This is a genomic window from Streptacidiphilus albus JL83, from assembly GCF_000744705.1.
GTDB lineage: Bacteria > Actinomycetota > Actinomycetes > Streptomycetales > Streptomycetaceae > Streptacidiphilus > Streptacidiphilus albus.
In genome coordinates, this window is record NZ_JQML01000001.1 from 9181079 (window position 1) to 9196563 (window position 15485).

Consider the following 15485-nt stretch of genomic DNA (forward strand, 5'->3'; position numbering starts at 1 on the left):
ATCACAACTATATGACTGGTTGTCAGAGGCATTCGGAGACGCTATGCGCCCCACCGCTACCCCCGACCGGCCTGCTCCTCCGCGACCGGCTGCCGCGGCCGGAGCGAGGAGCCGGCGGGCCGGGCTGCCCCGCTGCGCGCTGCTGACTGCGGTGCTGACCAGCGCCCTCACGCTGCCGGGCATCGTCTGCTGGCCGCACTACGCGCTGGCGGGCAGTGGAGCAGCCGTCGACTACCAGCTGGCCAACGGGAATTTCGCCTCGCCCGTCGTCACCTCCACCGCCGACCAGCAGTACATCGGCAACACCCCGCCGACCGGCTGGAGCGGCCCCACCGTCGACATCTACGGCGTCGGGTTCGCGCAGCGGCCCGACGGTCTGCAGGCGGTCGACCTGGACGGCGGCAGCCAGGGCTGGATGAGCACCCCGCTCACCGGGATCAAGCAGGGCTCGACCGTGACGGTCACCTTCGGCGACAGCCCGAACACCTGGCTCAGCTGCTCCACGACCGTGCTGAACGGCGGCCTGATCTTCAATGTCACCGGCAGCGGCGGACCGGTGAACCAGTACACCGCACCGGCGACGACCACGACCGACAAGGCGATCTGGCGGGACGACAGCTACACCTTCACGGCCGGGACCGACAACCCGACGCTCACCTTCACCTCACTGACCCCCGGGGTGTGCGGCGCGCTGATCGCGAACGTGCGGGTGTCGCAGAACCCGCAGACCGCCGATGTCAGCGTGAGCAAGACGCTGGTCACCCGGACCGTCAGCCCGGGGAACGGCATCGCCTGGCAGATCGTGGCCACCAACAACGGTCCCGACACCGCGTACAACGTCGGCGTGCACGACCGGGTGCCGACCGCCGTCACCGGAGTCAACGCCACGGTTCCGGGCGGGACCTGCACCACGACGACCCTCGCGAACAGCGCCGGGACCCAGGTGGACTGCCTGGTTCCCGCGCTGGCCAACGGGGCCTCCGCCGCTGTCGCCGTCACCGGGGTGCTGAGCTCGACGGCCACCAACATTCCCGCCAACCAGGCGACCGTCGACGAGAGCACGACCGACCCCAACACCGGCAACAACGGGCCCGTCACCGCCTCCCAGACGGGCGCGACCTTCGTGGGCCCGGTGACCCAGCTCGGCCCGACCGGCCCGACCGGCCCCACCGGGGCGCAGGGTCCGACCGGGGTGACCGGTGCGACCGGAACCGCCGGAATCCTCGGCCCGACCGGCCCGACGGGTCCGGCCGGTGCCGCAGGCGGGACCGGCCCCAACGGTCCGACCGGAGCCACCGGCGCGACCGGGGTGGCCGGAACGGTCGGCGCCACCGGAGCCACCGGGGTCACCGGCCCGCAGGGCGCGACCGGCGCGTCCGGCGCGACCGGCCCGGCGGGCGCCGTCGGCATGTCCGGTGCCACCGGTGCCACCGGGGACCAGGGGCCGACCGGAGCCGTCGGCGCGAGCGGACCCGCCGGGGCCACCGGCCCGCAGGGCCCGGCCGGGGTGACCGGTGCCACCGGTGCCACCGGGGCGACCGGTCCGGCCGGTGGTTCGGGCGCGACCGGTGAGCAGGGCCCGGTCGGCGGGACGGGAGCCGTCGGGGCCACCGGCCCGCAGGGCACCACGGGCGCGGTGGGTGCGAGCGGAGCCACCGGCCCGGCCGGAGCGACCGGCGATCAGGGCCCGACCGGCCCGACCGGCCCCACGGGTGCGACGGGTGCTTCGGGCCCCACCGGAGTGACGGGCATTCAGGGCCCGGCCGGCGCGACCGGAGCCACCGGGGCCCCGGGCGTACCGGGAGCTGCCGGGGTGACCGGCGAGGCCGGGCCGACCGGCGCGACCGGGCCCATCGGTGACACCGGGGCGGCCGGCCTGACCGGGCCGAGCGGCGCGACCGGACCGGCGGGGGCCACCGGAGCCACCGGCGCGACCGGGGCGACGGGTGCGACCGGCCCGCAGGGGGTGGACGGCCCGATCGGTGCGACCGGGCCGACCGGCCCGACGGGTGCGACGGGGGTGTCCGGGGCCACCGGTTCGACGGGGGCCACCGGTCCGACCGGTACCCCCGGTGCGTCCGGAGCGACCGGGGCCCAGGGGCCCGACGGGGCCACCGGCGCGACCGGAGCCACCGGGGACGCGGGCCCGCAGGGCGCCACCGGCCCGATCGGTGCCACCGGCGCGACCGGGGCGCAGGGCCCGACCGGAGCCACCGGCCCGACCGGCCCCGACGGTCCGTCAGGGGCCCTCGGCCCGCAGGGTTCGACCGGCGCGACGGGTGTCACCGGTGCGACCGGGGCCGTCGGTCCCCAGGGCGCGCCCGGCGCCACCGGTCCGACCGGAGCCACCGGCGCGACCGGGGCCGACGGAGCCGCCGGGACCACCGGCCCGACCGGAGCCGCCGGCGCGGCGGGAGCGCCGGGCCCGACCGGTCCGACCGGCGCCGACGGCGGCCCGGGCGCGGCCGGTCCGCAGGGAGTCACCGGGGCGACCGGTGCGGCCGGAGCCACCGGGGCCGCCGGAGCGACTGGTTCGACCGGTGCCACCGGTGCCACGGGCGCCACCGGACCGCAGGGCAGCACCGGCGCGGCCGGCGCCCCCGGGGCCACCGGCCCGCAGGGCGCCACCGGCGCCACCGGCGCGACGGGTGCTGCCGGAGCGAAGGGCCCGACGGGCGCCGCCGGGGCGACGGGCAGCACCGGACCGCAGGGCGTCACCGGAGCCATCGGCGCCGACGGGGCCACCGGGGCCACCGGATCCCAGGGGCCCGCCGGCGCGACCGGTCCGACGGGTGCCGCCGGGCCGACCGGGGCCACCGGTCCGCAGGGCGTCACCGGCTCGACCGGAGCCGTCGGTTCGACCGGACCGCAGGGCCAGACCGGTGCGACCGGCGCCGCCGGGGCCACCGGCGACCAGGGCGCTGCGGGGGCTCAGGGCCCGACCGGCGCGGCTGGGGCGACCGGTGCCACCGGCGACCTGGGCCCCGTGGGCGCGCAGGGCCCGACCGGAGCGGACGGCGCGACCGGCGCCACCGGTCCGACCGGAGCCACCGGCCCGCAGGGTCCGAACGGCGCCGACGGCGCGACCGGCCCGACCGGGGCCACCGGCTCCACCGGCCCGAGCGGCGTGACCGGGGCGACCGGCGCGACCGGGGCCGCAGGGGCGACCGGCCCGCAGGGCGACACCGGCCCTGACGGACCGACAGGCGCGAACGGCCCCACCGGCGCCACCGGCGCGGCGGGCGAGACCGGCGCGAGCGGACCCGCCGGAGCCACCGGCCCGACGGGTGCCGCCGGGGCCACCGGTGATCAGGGTCCCGACGGTGCGACCGGAGCGGCCGGACCCACCGGCGCGACCGGAGCCGACGGGCCGACGGGCGCGAGCGGACCCACCGGCGCGAGCGGGGCGACGGGCCCTGCCGGGCCGGCCGGTCCGACCGGAGCCACCGGCGCGAGCGGGCCGACCGGCGCCCAGGGCGGTACGGGACCGGCGGGAGCCACCGGAGCGACGGGCGGTACCGGTCCCACCGGCGCCTCCGGGGCGACGGGCGCGACCGGCACGACCGGCACGACCGGCTCCACCGGACCGGCGGGGCCGCAGGGCCAGGCCGGACCGACGGGGCCGGGCGGCCCCACCGGGACGACCGGCGCGGTCGGCTCCACCGGCCCCGCCGGGTCGACCGGCCCGCAGGGTGCGACCGGAGCGACCGGCCCGACCGGCGGCGCAGGAGTGGACGGGGACACCGGGGCGACCGGGCCGTCCGTGCCCGGGCCCACCGGTGCCACCGGCCCGTCCGGGCCGCAGGGTCCCACCGGGGCGAGCGGCCCCGTCGGCCCCGACGGACCCAAGGGCAGTACCGGTTCCGCCGGCACCAAGGGTCACCCCGGAGCCTCCGGGCCGGCCGGCGTGCCGGGTCCGGTCGGGCCAAAGGGCCCCACCGGCGGGCGCGGCGCCAAGGGCCCCACCGGCCCGCGCGGTCCGGCGGGCGGCAACAACACCGCCGACAGCCCGTACCGGGTGCGGGTCATCCTCGACGACCTGGCGGTCACTCAGGGCGCGGGCCGGCAGTACAAGACCGTCGCCACGCTGGCCAAGGGCCGGATCCTTGCCGTCAGCTGCAAGGTCAACGGCCCCGACGTGAACGGCAACCGGCTCTGGTACCGGCTCGCGGACGGTCGCGGCTGGATCCCCGCCCGCTACGCCGTGAACGTCGGCGCCATCGAACCCTACTGCTCGAACTGACCGCTGCTCGAACGACCACTGCTCGAACGACCACCGCTCGAACGACCACCGCTCGAACGACCACCGCTCGAACGACCACTGCTCGAACCGACCGGAGACGGCGACCGCCCCCATGCGACCGACATGTTCACGCCCCACCCGCGCCACGCTGCTCGCCGCCATCATGTCCGGGGGGTTCTGGCTGCCCACGGTGACCACCTGGCCGCAACCCGCCCAGGCGGGAAGCGGTGCCAGCGTCGCCGTCGCCATCACCAACGGGACCATGGCCCTGCCCGCCGTGTCGGCCGGGGACCAGAGCTGGTCGAACACCTTCCCCACCGGTTGGACCGGGCCGAACACCCCCTACGTGTACGCGTCCGGCACCGCCAAGCACCCCAGCGGGTTCCAGGCCGTCGACCTGGCCAGCAACTCCAGCCCGGCCTCGATCAGCCAGGCACTGAGCGGGGTCAAGCGCGGGGCGACGGTCACCGTCACCTTCGACGACGCCCCGAACACCTGGACCGGCTGCAACGTGGCCCAGTTGAGCACCGGTCAGCCGTTCGTCGTCCAGGGCACCGGCGGGGTGGGCCAGCAGTACACCACGCCCGGCATCACCACGACGAACAGGGGCAACTGGCGGTTGGGGGACAGCTACACCTTCACGGCCGGCGCCGACAATCCGACGATCACCTTTCTGAGTCAGGAGTACCGTCCCACCCCGGCCTGCGCCCCGATGGTGACGAATGTGCAGGCCACGCAGAAGCCGCCGGTGGCCGACCTGAGTGTGAGCAAGGTGCTGGTCACCAGCAACGTCAGCGCAGGCAACGGCATCGCCTGGCAGATCACCGCCACCAACAACGGCCCCGACACGGCCTACAGCGTCGGTGTGCACGACACCGTGCCGGCCACGGTCACCGGGGTGAGCGCCACCATGCTCGGCGGCAGCTGCACCGTGACCGTCCTCGCCGCCGGAGCGGGCACGCACTTCGACTGCGTCCTGCCCCAGCTGGCCAACGGTGCGTCGATCAGCGTCGGCGTCAACGGGACGATGAGCGCCACCGCCACCGGCATCCCCGCGAACCAGGCCACCGTCGACTCGTCCACCCCGGACCCGAACACCGCCAACAACGGGCCGGTCAGCGCCTCGCTGGCCGGGGCCGCGTTCCTCGGCCCGGTCACCCAGGCGGGTCCCACCGGGCCGACCGGTCCGACCGGCGCGACCGGCCCGAAGGGGGTCTCCGGAGCCACCGGCCCGACCGGAGCCGCCGGGGCCACCGGCCCGCAGGGTGGGCCGGGAGCCACCGGCGCGACCGGAGTCGTCGGAGTGACCGGCCCGACCGGGAGCACGGGTCCGCAGGGCGCGACCGGACCTACCGGAGCCGCCGGGCCCGCCGGCGGGACCGGCCCCACCGGGCTCACCGGCGCGACCGGCGGGACCGGCGGCACCGGACCGACCGGACCGACCGGGTCCACCGGGGCCACCGGCGTTCAGGGCCTCGCCGGGGACACCGGCGCGACCGGGGTGGCCGGAGCCACCGGTCCGCAGGGTGCCGACGGCGCGACCGGCCCGACCGGGCCCGTCGGCCCGCAAGGTGCTGACGGTGCGACCGGGGCCACCGGCCCGCAGGGCCCGGACGGTGCGACCGGCCCGACCGGAGCGCAGGGTCCCACCGGGGCCGCCGGTGCCACCGGCGTGACCGGCGCTTCCGGTGTCCAGGGCAGCCTGGGCCCCACCGGGGTCACCGGCCCGACCGGGGCCACCGGCCCGACGGGTGCGACCGGAGCCACCGGCGACCAGGGCGCGACCGGTGTGACGGGAGCCACCGGAGCCACCGGCGCGAGCGGCCCGCAGGGAGTTGCCGGGGCCACCGGCCCGACCGGGGCCACCGGAGCGGCCGGCCCGAGCGGCCCGCAGGGACCGACCGGGGACACCGGCGCGACCGGCGTCGGCGGCGTGACCGGCCCGGTGGGGGCGACCGGTGCGGCGGGCGCGACCGGCCCGCAGGGAGCAGCCGGTCCGACCGGGCCCGACGGTGCGACCGGACCCGCCGGGGCCTCCGGAGCTGACGGTGTGACCGGTGCCGCAGGGCCGACCGGGGCGTCGGGCCCGACCGGTGCCGACGGTCCGGACGGCGCGACCGGAGCGGCCGGGGACACCGGCCCGACCGGGGCCACCGGGGCCACCGGTCCGCAGGGTCCGATCGGCGAGGCCGGGGCGGCCGGCCCCACCGGCGCCCTGGGAGCCACCGGCCCGACCGGACCGCAGGGAGTGACGGGTGCCACCGGCGCCGTCGGCGCGGCCGGGGCGACCGGGGCGACGGGCGTCCAGGGCCCGACCGGTGCGACGGGGGACCAGGGCGCAACCGGTCCCGCGGGTGCTGTCGGGGCCACCGGCCCGACCGGCCCGGGTGGCGCGACCGGTGCGACCGGCGTGACCGGAGCCGCAGGTACAGCAGGTGCGACCGGCCCCGTCGGTGACACGGGTGCGGCCGGAACCACCGGTGCCGACGGACCGATCGGTGTGCCGGGAGCCACCGGAGTCACCGGTGCGACCGGCGCCACGGGTCCGACCGGCCCGAATGGTGCGACCGGAGCCACCGGCGTGACCGGGGCCGTCGGAGCGGCCGGCGCCACCGGCCCTGACGGACCGACGGGAGCACCGGGAACGACCGGAGTCACCGGAGCAGTCGGACCGACCGGAACCACGGGCCCCACCGGGGCAGCCGGGGCGACGGGTGCTAGCGGCGCCCAGGGGCCGGTCGGCGGGACCGGCGCGACCGGGGGCACCGGCGCGACCGGGGCCGACGGTCCGCAGGGCGCGACCGGAGCGACCGGGGCCACCGGCCCGGCGGGTGCCACCGGCCCGGCCGGAGCTGCCGGTGCGACCGGTCCGCAGGGGTCCGCCGGGACCGCCGGCCCGAACGGTGCCACCGGTGCGACGGGTGCCGCGGGGGAGACCGGAGCAGCGGGATCACCGGGCCCGACCGGCGCTGCCGGTGCCGTCGGCGCGAGCGGAGCCGCCGGGGACGCCGGGCCCGCCGGGGCGTCGGGTGTCACCGGCGCGACCGGTGCCACCGGTGCCACCGGCGTGACCGGGCCCACCGGCCCGAGCGGCGCCGACGGCCCGACCGGGGCCACGGGTGCCACCGGAGCAACGGGATCCCGGGGACCGGCCGGTGCCACCGGTGCGTCGGGCGCGACCGGCCCCGACGGGGACGCCGGGCCGACCGGTGCGCAGGGGCCCCTCGGGGCCGCCGGAGCCACCGGCGCGACCGGCCCCGACGGGGCAGTTGGAGCCACGGGCCCGGTCGGCGCGGCCGGAGCCACCGGAGCCACCGGGCCGACCGGGGCCACGGGTCCGGCCGGAACCGTGGGCGCCACCGGGGGCACCGGCACCGTCGGGGGCCAGGGGCCGACCGGCGCGGACGGCGTGACCGGAGCCACCGGACCGACCGGAGCCACGGGCCCGGCCGGTGCGACCGGCCCGACCGGGCCCCAAGGGGTCGGCGGAGCCACGGGGCCCGTCGGAGCGGCAGGCCCGACCGGTGCGACCGGCCCGACCGGGGCCACGGGTGTTGCCGGTGCCACCGGCACACCCGGTGCGACCGGCCCGACCGGCGCCGACGGCCCGGCGGGCACAACCGGCCCGGCCGGGCCGACCGGGCCCGACGGAGCCGTCGGAGCGACCGGGGCCACCGGAGCGACCGGAGCCCCGGGCGCGACCGGACCGCAGGGCGTCGTCGGCGTCGACGGCCGGACCGGCCCGCAGGGCGCCCCCGGGCCCACCGGAGCCCCCGGCCCGGCCACGCCGGGCCCCGTCGGGCCGACCGGCGGACCGGGGCCGGACGGTCCCACCGGAGCGACCGGCCCCACCGGCCCGGCCGGGCCGGTGGGGCCCACCGGCAGCGCGGGGATCGACGGCGCCACCGGCGTGACCGGCCCGGCCGGTGCGAAGGGCCCGATCGGGCCGAAGGGCCCCCAGGGCGGTCGCGGTCCGACGGGCCCCACCGGGGCGCGCGGTCCTGCGGGCGGTGGCACCAACACCGGCGTCAGCCCCTACCGGGTGCGGGTCATCCTGGACAACCTGCCGGTCCGTCAGGGCGCGGGCACCCGGTACAGGACCGTTGCCTCCCTGGCCAAGGGCCGGGTCCTCGATGTCAGCTGCAAGGTCAACGGCCCTGAGGTGAACGGCAACCGGCTGTGGTACCGGCTCGCGGACGGTCGCGGTTGGATCCCCGCCCGGTACGCCGTGAACGTGGGCGCCATCGAGCCGTACTGCTCGAACTGACCGCCTCCCGCACCGAACGCCTCCCGCACCGACCACTGCTCGCACCGACCACTGCTCGAATCCGACTACTGCTCGAACCGACCGGAGACGGCGACCACCCCATGCGAACGACACGCTCACGCCTCACCCGCGCCACCCTGCTCGCTGCTGTGCTGGCGAGCGGTCTGTCGCTGCCGGGAATCGTCTGCTGGCCGTTGTACGCCCACGCCGGCAGCGGATCATCCGTCAGGTACCCACTCTCCAACGGCGACTTCAGCTCGCCCCAGGTGACCCCTGACAACAACAATGCCGTCTCGAACGCCGTTCCACCGGGCTGGTCGACGTCGGTCGAGGTCTACGCCGAGGCCTTCGCGAAGCGTTCCGACCACCTCCAGGCGATCTCGCTCTCCAACGGCGGCCAGCTCTCCATCAGCACGGTGCTGACGGGCATCAGGCAGGGCTCGACCGTCGCGGTGGCCTTCGACGACAGCCCCGACGAGTGGACCGGCTGCTCGAACACCCAGGTCACCACCGGGCAGCCGTTCACCGTCAGCGGTACCGGTGGTGTGACCACGCCCTTCACCACCCGCAAGGCAACGGCTGTGGGCTCGCCCGCGTGGGGGACCGACAACTACACCTTCACCGCCGGGGCCGACAACCCGACGCTCACCTTCACCGGGACCGACACCCGCACTCCCGTCGGCTGCGGCGCGCTGATCGCCAACGTCAAGGTGAACCAGAACCCGCAGCTCGCGGACCTGGCCATCAGCAAGACGCTCAACACCAAGACGCTGAGCCCGGGCAGCCCCGTCTCCTGGACGCTCACCCTGACCAACAACGGTCCTGACGCGGCCTTCAACGCCGCCCTCCAGGACCGGGTGCCGCCCTCCGTGACCGGTGTCACGACCAGCGCGACCGGTCTGACCTGCACGGTCGGCACCGTGTCGACCACGACGGGCACCCCGGTCAGCTGCACTGCGGCCTCGCCCATGGCCAACGGGGCGAGCGCCACGGTGACCATCAGCGGAACCATGGCCTCGACCGCGAAGACCCTGCCCAACAACCAGGCCACGGCCAGTGAGACCACCACCGACCCCAACCCGGCCAACAACGGGCCGGTGACGGCCTCGCTGGCCGGTGCCACCTTTGCCGCACCGGTCACCATGCAGGGTCCGACCGGTCCCACCGGGCCGACCGGTCCCACCGGCGCGAACGGAGCGACCGGTCCCACCGGTGCGGCCGGGGCCACCGGGCCCGGCGGAGGCCTCGGCCCGACCGGGCCGACGGGCGCGCAGGGACCGGCGGGTGCGACCGGCGCCACCGGAGCCGCCGGCCCGACCGGTGCCACCGGGGCCACCGGCGCAACCGGGGCCACCGGCGCGCAGGGCCCGATCGGGGCCTCGGGCGCGACCGGCCCGACCGGCGCGACGGGAGCCGCCGGCGCGACCGGCGCGACCGGCGTCCAGGGCCCGGCGGGTGGAACGGGCGCGACGGGTGCTGCGGGAGCGGTCGGTGGGACCGGGCCCACCGGCCCGACCGGGGCCGTCGGTGCGTCGGGTGCCCAGGGGCCGACGGGGGCGACGGGTGCGACGGGTGCCATCGGCCCGCAGGGCGCGGCCGGGGCCACCGGAGCGACCGGCCCGGTCGGTGCGACGGGTGCGACCGGGGCCGACGGCGGGCCGGGCCCGGCGGGTGCGACCGGGGCCGCCGGCCCCGACGGTCCCGTCGGCGGGGCGGGTGCGACCGGTGCGGCGGGCGCGAGCGGAGCCACCGGACCTGACGGCCCCGCAGGTGCGACCGGCGCCGCCGGGGCCACCGGCGCCACCGGCCCCGCCGGTGCGACCGGTGCGAGCGGGGCCGCCGGCCCGCAGGGCGCGACGGGCGCGGCAGGGGAACAGGGCGCGACCGGTGCCGTTGGGGCCACCGGCCCCGACGGCGCGAGTGGTCCGACCGGTGCGACGGGTTCCGAGGGTGCGACCGGTGCGCCGGGTGCGACCGGTGCCACCGGTCCGACCGGTGCGGGCGGAGCCACCGGCCCGCAGGGCCAGGCCGGAGCCACGGGGGCCACCGGCCAGGACGGTCCCGACGGAGCACCGGGTGCGACCGGGGCCACCGGCCCGCAGGGCGCCACCGGGGCTTCCGGAGCCACCGGAGCGACCGGCCAGACCGGGGTGCAGGGCGTCACCGGCGCCACTGGGGCCAGCGGCGCGACCGGCGCGACCGGCGACACCGGCGCGCAGGGTCCGGCGGGTGCGACGGGTGCCACCGGCCTCACCGGGGCGACCGGCCCGGACGGGCCCACCGGCCCGCAGGGCGCGACCGGTCCCACCGGTGCGACAGGAGTGACCGGTACGACCGGTGCCACCGGCCCGACCGGGTCCGAGGGCGCGCCCGGGGCGACCGGCGCCGACGGAGCCCAGGGCGCGGCCGGTGCCACCGGCCCGCAGGGCGCGACCGGGGCCACCGGGGCCACCGGCCCGACCGGTCCGCAGGGAGCAGTCGGCGTCACCGGCGCGACGGGTGCGACGGGCGAGACCGGCTCCACGGGCGCGACCGGTGCGACCGGGGCTGACGGAGCGGCAGGCGCCACCGGTGCGACCGGTCCGGACGGGCCGGCCGGGGCGCTGGGTCCCACCGGTCCGCAGGGCGATGCCGGGGCGACCGGTCCCGCAGGGGCCACCGGCCCGGCGGGTGACGCCGGTCCGACCGGCGCGGTCGGCGCCACCGGCGCCGGTGGACCGGCCGGAGCCACCGGACCTGACGGTGCGACGGGTGCCACCGGCCCGGCCGGAGTCACCGGTCCTGACGGTGCGACCGGAGGGACCGGGGCCACCGGAGCGCAGGGCCCGGACGGCGCCACCGGCGCCACCGGCCCGACGGGTGCCCAGGGACCCGACGGCGCGACCGGCCCGACGGGTGCGACCGGCGCGACCGGCCCGGAGGGCGTGACCGGACCGGTCGGCGCCACCGGAGCGGCCGGTCCCACCGGTGCCCAGGGGGCCACCGGGCCGACCGGCCCGCAAGGTGCGGACGGCTCCGTCGGAGCCACCGGCCCGGCCGGGGCCTCCGGCGCGCAGGGCGCGGCCGGGGCCACCGGCTCGCTCGGCGCGACCGGTGCGACGGGTGCACAGGGAGCTGACGGCCCGACCGGTGCGACCGGCGCGACGGGCGTGACCGGTCCGCAGGGTGCGACCGGGCCCACCGGCCAGACCGGTGCGACCGGTGCCACCGGTGGCACCGGCGCGCAGGGAGCGGCAGGCGTCCAGGGTCCGACCGGCCCGCAGGGCGCGGACGGTGCCGTCGGTGGCACCGGTCCGGCCGGGTCCACCGGCCCGCAGGGCGGGGCCGGGGCCACGGGTCCGGACGGCGCGCCCGGACCGACAGGCGCGCAGGGACCCGAGGGCGCGACCGGCGCGACCGGGGCTGCCGGAGCCGGGGGACCCGCCGGTGTCACCGGCGCGCAGGGCCCGACGGGCCCGACCGGGGCCGCCGGCCCGCAGGGCGACCAGGGGCCGACAGGCGTGGACGGGCCGACCGGCGCCACCGGAGCCCAGGGCCCGACCGGAACCACCGGAGCCACCGGCGACGCCGGGGCCACCGGAGCCCAGGGCCCCACCGGACCGGTCGGGGTGACCGGGGCGCAGGGCCCGACCGGTGCCACCGGCCAGAGCGGGGCCTCCGGCCCCACCGGCGTCACCGGCGCGCAGGGACCGGCGGGCGACCCGGGTCCGACCGGCGCGGCGGGCGCGACCGGCGCCACCGGCGCGACGGGTGCGGCGGCCCCGGCCGGCCCGCAGGGTGCGACCGGGGCCACCGGCCCGGCCGGGGCTGCCGGGCCGCAGGGCCCCGGCGGCGCGACCGGCGGAACCGGCGTGACCGGTGCGACCGGCCCGAAGGGGCCGGCCGGCCCGGCCGGCGGCTCCGGCCCGCGCGGCCCCAAGGGGCCCGGCGGGCCCAGGGGATCCACCGGCGGGCGCGGCCCGAAGGGGGACACCGGGCCGCGCGGGACCGGCGGCGGCAACGGCCGGACCCGCCACCTGGTCCGGGTCACCCGGGCCGGGCTGGTCATCCGTCAGGGAGCCGGGACGGTCTACCGGGCGACCGGGACGCTGGCCAGGGGGAGTTCCGTCCTCGTGGTCTGCAAGGACCGGGGCGACCAGGACCGCAGCCAGCTCTGGTACCGGCTGGCCGACGGCCGCGGCTGGATCCCGGCGGCCGGCACCACCACCACGGCGGCCATCGGCTGGTGCGAGCCCTGACCCGGACCACCGCACCGCGGCCTCCGGCCCGTACGGAGGTCGCGGTGCGGTGACCGTGCAGCGGCGGCGCGGTACTGCTCCGGCGTCAGGGCCGGTAGATGCACTCCGCGATGGTCGAGTGCTTCTTCCAACCCAGGGTCTCGTACAGCGCGCGGCCGGCCTCCGTCGCGCCCAGAGTGCCCACGGTCGCGCCGTGTTCCAGGGCCCGGTTGGAGAGGGAGCGCATCACGAAGCCGCCCAGCCCCTTGCGTCGGTGACTCCCTGCGGTAGCCACCCGGTCCACCACCGCGGTCCCGCCGAGTACCGCCAGCTGCCCCTGGGCCGCAGGAGCGCCCGCCGCATCCAGCACGCGGACGTGCACGACCGCGCCGACGGTCTCAACAGTGGTGGTGTATCCCTCGGGTGTGACCAGGTGGGTGGCTGTCAGGTCGACGGCCATCAGGTGGCCGGTCTCCTCCCAGGCCACCACCCATCCCGGCGAGAGCCAGTGCTCGACGTCCTCGGGCTCCGCAGGCATCTTCATCCAGGTTCGTGGCGCCGTCACCGAGGCGGCCGCGCTGCGGACCAACGACTCATCGGTGACGGGCAGGACATGGCGCCCCACTTCGGCGGGGTTGTCGGCCACCTCGATGTAGAGCCCCCAGGGTTGCTCGACCGGTGGGGGCGTGCGCCGGGACACTGCCCAGCCCGCCGCCCATGTCCTGACCGTGTCCGCAAGCATCATGTCCTCCCCAACAGTGGCGCAGGCTAGTGGTAATGATTGCAGTGCAGCATTGAACCTTACACCCTGGCTCTGTGGGTTCAGGCGGGTCTCTCCTGACGAGGTGTCACGGCCCTTGTCCGGGAGCGACTGCGTGCGGTGGTGCGGCGGCCAGCACGGACACGGTGTTGGCCGCCACGATGGCGGTGATGGCGGCCCACTCGACCCTTCCCAGCGCCTGGCCGAGGACGACCAGGCCGGTCAGCGCGGCCAGCACCGGGTTGACGCTCATGAACAGGCCGAAGAACCTGGCCGGGACGCGGCGCAGCGCCAACAGGTCCGCGAGGAACGGAAGCGCCGAGGACAGGACGCCCGCCGTGGCCGCGTGCGCCAGGGCGTCGGGGGACGGCGCGCGGTGGACGAACAGGACGAGCCCGACGGGTAGGTACAGCAGGCCGGAGACGACCGCGGCTGCGGCCGGCCCCTGGGCGCCCGGTACTCGGGTGCCGACCGTGCCGTTGAGCAGGATGTACAGCGCCCAGCACACCGCGGCCAGCAGGCCCGACCCGATCCCGACGTAGTCCGTGGAGGGCTGCGGGCGTGCCAGCACCACCGCGGCCGCCCCGGCGGCCAGCGCGCAGACCAGGTCCACCCTGCGCCGGGACGCCGCCAGAGCCACGGACAGCGGGCCCAGGAACTCCAGTGTGACGGCCAGGCCCAGCCCGATCCGGTCGATCGCGGTGTAGAGCGACAGGTTCATCGTGGCGAACACCGCGGCGAGTGCCAGCACCGGGCGCCACTGCGCCCAGGTGAAGGACCGCAGCCTCGGCCGTCCCGCCGCCGCCAGTACCGCGGCGGCCACCCACTGCCGGACCGCCACCACACCCGCCGGCCCGATCATCGGAAACGCCTGGGCCGCGACGGCCGCACCGACCTGGTTCGACAGCCCGCTGCCGAACATCATCGCCATCCCCACCAGCCGGCCGGAGGAAGCGCTCGCGTCCCCCGGGACGGCGTCACCGATCCGCGGTTCCTGAACCTGCGTCGTCATGCGACCGAGCATCCGCCCGGCCCACGCATTCGCAAAATGCATGGACGGTGTCATCTATACGCTGGAGTCATGGATATGGAGCTCCGGCACCTGCGCTGCCTGGTCGCGATCGTCGACAACGGCAGCTTCACCGACGCCGCCGCCGAACTCGGCCTCTCCCAGGCCGCCGTCTCCCGCACCCTGCTGGGTCTGGAGAGCATCCTCGGCGTCCGGCTGCTGCACCGGACCAGCCGGACGGTCACCCCGACCACCGCAGGCGTTCAGGTCCTCGCCCGGGCCCGGCACCTCCTCGCCGAGGCCGACGCCCTGATCCGCGAAGCAGCCACCGGCCACACCCGGCTCACGATCGGCCATGCCTGGTCGGCCATGGGCCGTCACACCGCCGAGTTCCAACGCCGTTGGGCCGACCGCTACCCCGACGTCGAGCTCCGCCTGATTCGCGCCAACACCCCCACCGGCGGCCTCGCCGAAGGACTGTGCGACCTCGCCGTCGTCCGCACCGCCGTCGACACCCGCCGCTACGCCCATGCCCTGGTCGGACACGAGCGCCGGTACTGCGCCATGGCCGGCGACGACCCCTGGGCCCGCCGCCGGACCGTCGCCCTGGACGACATCCGCGAACGCACCCTGGTCGTGGACCGGCGCACCGGCACGACCACCGTGGATCTGTGGCCAGAGGACGCCCGCCCCGCACTTGAACACACCCGGGACATCGACGACTGGCTCGCGGCGATCGCCACCGGCCGCTGCGTCGGCGTCACCCCGGAGGGCACGGTGGCCCAGTACCGGCGCGACGGCATCAGCTACCGGCGGGTGCGTGACGCAGCGCTGGTTCCCGTCCACGTCATCTGGCGCCAGCACGACCCCCACCCCGCCACCCACGCGGCCGTGGCGCTCCTGGCCGATCTCTACCGCGACCGTCCGTAGCCGGGCAGCCTGCGCGCAAGCCGCCCGGCCGTGTCGGCCCTGCCCCCGGGGGGAGGGGA

General features: G+C 78.0%; 6 protein-coding genes. 4 read left to right on the plus strand and 2 right to left on the minus strand.

Annotated features, from left to right (window positions below):
- The first annotated feature begins 43 nt into the window (after positions 1-43).
- The 3 genes from BS75_RS48875 to BS75_RS51765 all read left to right on the plus strand — a co-directional run bounded on the left by BS75_RS48875 (position 44) and on the right by BS75_RS51765 (position 12748).
- Entirely contained in the window at positions 44-4243 is a 4200-nt protein-coding gene (locus tag BS75_RS48875) for a DUF11 domain-containing protein (protein ID WP_197092007.1), read from the plus strand.
- A 112-nt stretch (positions 4244-4355) separates the two neighbouring features.
- Entirely contained in the window at positions 4356-8510 is a 4155-nt protein-coding gene (locus tag BS75_RS48880) for a DUF642 domain-containing protein (protein WP_052070333.1), read from the plus strand.
- A gap of 101 nt (positions 8511-8611) precedes the next feature.
- On the plus strand, positions 8612-12748 hold the full coding sequence (locus tag BS75_RS51765) for a DUF11 domain-containing protein (RefSeq protein WP_052070335.1): 4137 nt from the start codon (positions 8612-8614) through the stop codon (positions 12746-12748).
- Positions 12749-12833: 85 nt separating this feature from the next.
- On the opposite strand, the gene BS75_RS39835 is transcribed toward BS75_RS51765, so the two are convergent.
- The gene (locus BS75_RS39835; RefSeq protein ID WP_331281463.1) at positions 12834-13472 is read right to left on the minus strand and encodes a GNAT family N-acetyltransferase; all 639 of its coding nucleotides are present in this window, start codon (positions 13470-13472) and stop codon (positions 12834-12836) included.
- 103 nt (positions 13473-13575) lie between these two features.
- Positions 13576-14511, minus strand: coding sequence for an EamA family transporter (locus BS75_RS39840; protein WP_042439222.1), 936 nt, complete (start codon positions 14509-14511; stop codon positions 13576-13578).
- Positions 14512-14568: 57 nt separating this feature from the next.
- Between BS75_RS39840 and BS75_RS39845 the strand changes: the two genes are divergently transcribed.
- A complete protein-coding gene (locus tag BS75_RS39845) occupies positions 14569-15426 on the plus strand; it encodes a LysR family transcriptional regulator (RefSeq protein WP_034091696.1) in 858 nt (285 codons plus the stop codon).
- Positions 15427-15485 lie beyond the last annotated feature (59 nt).

What these genes read in the sequence shown, in the direction of transcription:
- BS75_RS48875 (WP_197092007.1), top strand. Translation starts at nt 44, where the DNA reads ATGCGCCCCACCGCTACCCCCGACCGGCCTGCTCCTCCGCGACCGGCT.
- BS75_RS48880 (WP_052070333.1), top strand. Translation starts at nt 4,356, where the DNA reads ATGCGACCGACATGTTCACGCCCCACCCGCGCCACGCTGCTCGCCGCC.
- BS75_RS51765 (WP_052070335.1), top strand. Translation starts at nt 8,612, where the DNA reads ATGCGAACGACACGCTCACGCCTCACCCGCGCCACCCTGCTCGCTGCT.
- BS75_RS39835 (WP_331281463.1), bottom strand. Translation starts at nt 13,472, where the DNA reads ATGATGCTTGCGGACACGGTCAGGACATGGGCGGCGGGCTGGGCAGTG.
- BS75_RS39840 (WP_042439222.1), bottom strand. Translation starts at nt 14,511, where the DNA reads ATGCTCGGTCGCATGACGACGCAGGTTCAGGAACCGCGGATCGGTGAC.
- BS75_RS39845 (WP_034091696.1), top strand. Translation starts at nt 14,569, where the DNA reads ATGGATATGGAGCTCCGGCACCTGCGCTGCCTGGTCGCGATCGTCGAC.